The following is a 1,871-nucleotide window of genomic DNA, read 5'->3' as shown; positions in this document are numbered from 1 at the left end:
GCGGACGCCCCACGGCGGGCTGCCCAGGGCCTGCTGGAGAAACTGGACGAACAGCTTCACCTTCGGCGAGATGGTAGTCGCCGGGCAGGTCGCAACAGGTAAGGCGCCCCTGCTCGCCAAGGGCGGTAGCCATGCACAGGGCGCTGTAGCCGGTGAAGGTGCCGACCTCCAGCGCCCGCCGCGCACCGATCAGGGTCAGCAGCAAGGCGATGAACTGGCCCTGCTCGGGGGCGATCTGCCAGCGCGCGTTGGGCAGCTTCGCGGTTTCCTCGCGCAGGCGGGTCATCAGCGGGGTTTCCCGCAGCGAAACGTCCAGCAGGTAGCGGTAGAGGTTGTCGTCGAGGTTGAGGGTGCGGGTGGTCATCGGCCCTGACCTCCCCGCCTCAGGGCATCCGCGCCAAGGGTGACGGCGCAACCAGCACGCGCTTGGCGTCCAGGTACGCGCGTTGCCAGTAGCTGTTCTGCAGGCTGTCCAGGCGCACCGTGCCGCCGGTGCGCGGCGCATGCACGAAGCGACCCTCGCCGACGTAGATGCCGGCATGGCTCACAGTGCGTCCACCGGAGGTGGCGAAGAACACCAGGTCGCCGGTCTGCAGGGCCTGCACCGGCACGCTGGGCGCGCGCATGGAAATCATCTCGCGGGTCGAGCGCGGCAGCTTGATGCCGGTCATGTCGCGGTAGACGAAGTTGATCAGGCCGCTGCAATCGAAGCCCGAATCGGGCGTGTTGCCGCCCCAGCGGTAGGGCGTGCCGACCAGGCCGAGGGCACGGAACAGCACATCGTCGGCGGCGGGCGAGAAATTCGTCGCCGGACGGAATACGACCTGTTTGGCGGGCGCGGGGGGCGGCGCTTTGCTGGCGCAGGCGGTAAGCAGCGCAGCAAAGGCGAGGATCGAGAATCGGGCCAGTGCATGCATAGTGGAAGCCTTCCTGGTGAGGAATGCTTCCACTTTGCTACGACAAGTAGTTAAACGCAATACTTAAAGTAAAACTTTAAGTTTAGCGCTTGCTCGTCAGGGCGTCCTTGTAGCCGGGTTCGAGCACCCGCTTGGCTTCCATGTAGCTCAGGCTCCAGTAGCTGGAGTCCAGGCTGTCCACCCGCACCCCGCCGCCGCGACGGCTGGCGGAATGGATGAACTGGCCATCGCCGATGTAGATGCCGGCGTGGCTGACGCGGCCACGGCCACGGTTGTTGAAGAACAGCAGGTCGCCCGGCTGCAACTCGTCCTTGGAGACCAGCGGCACGTCCATATCGATGAGTTCGCGGGTGGAGCGCGGCAGCTTGATGCCGGCCTCCTCGCGGAACAGGTAGCCGACGAAGCCGCTGCAATCGAAGCCTTTCGCCGTCGTACCGCCGAAACGGTACGGCGTACCGATCAGTTCGAAAGCGCGCTCGAGGATGCTGGACGCCAGCGCAGGCGTACCAGCCGATGAATTGTCCGCCCCTTCGTCCTCAACATCCTGCCAAGCGATCGCGTCGCGTTCGACGTCGATGCTGCTCTTGGCTGCGGTCGGCTCTTTGGCGACCTGCGGCTCCGGCGAATGGCTGGCGCAAGCGGCCAGCAGCAGAACGAAACTCATGGGCACGAGGGGTGCTAAGCGTTTAAGCATGGGCACGACCGTGTCTCATTAGTTTTACTAGCGGGCTAATTTGCCTTCTCGATCAATCCTATGCAAGTTTTTTATCGATAAATGTGACTTACCACCTGCGGCATGATGTCTAAGGCTCGTCCTGTCATTTTCACATCGACCCGCTCGCTGAGGTCGGTCACGCCAGGATTCACCTCCGCGGTGAAGCCTCCCGCCTGCCGCGTGCGCAGCACCGGTTCGACGATATAGGGGAAGCTCGCGGTGGTTCCCACCACCAGCAC

General features: G+C 64.0%; 2 protein-coding genes and 2 pseudogenes. All 4 read right to left on the bottom strand.

The window, feature by feature from the left end; genetic code table 11:
* Positions 1–364, bottom strand: a pseudogene (locus FFS27_RS32350) (SAM-dependent methyltransferase); the annotation flags it as partial.
* Between the two features lie 19 nt (positions 365–383).
* Positions 384–917, bottom strand: a complete 534-nt coding sequence (locus FFS27_RS32345; protein ID WP_003086623.1) for a C40 family peptidase — start codon at positions 915–917, stop codon at positions 384–386.
* Positions 918–999: 82 nt separating this feature from the next.
* A complete protein-coding gene (locus FFS27_RS32340; RefSeq protein WP_003082470.1) occupies positions 1,000–1,617 on the bottom strand; it encodes a C40 family peptidase in 618 nt (205 codons plus the stop codon).
* A gap of 65 nt (positions 1,618–1,682) precedes the next feature.
* A pseudogene (locus tag FFS27_RS32335) lies at positions 1,683–1,871 on the bottom strand (NAD-dependent protein deacylase); the annotation flags it as partial.

This window comes from Pseudomonas sp. 2VD, assembly GCF_005503585.1.
Classification (GTDB): Bacteria; Pseudomonadota; Gammaproteobacteria; order Pseudomonadales; family Pseudomonadaceae; genus Pseudomonas; species Pseudomonas aeruginosa.
Note: the sequence above shows the minus strand (reverse complement) of the source record. Positions and strands in the feature narration are given on the sequence as shown.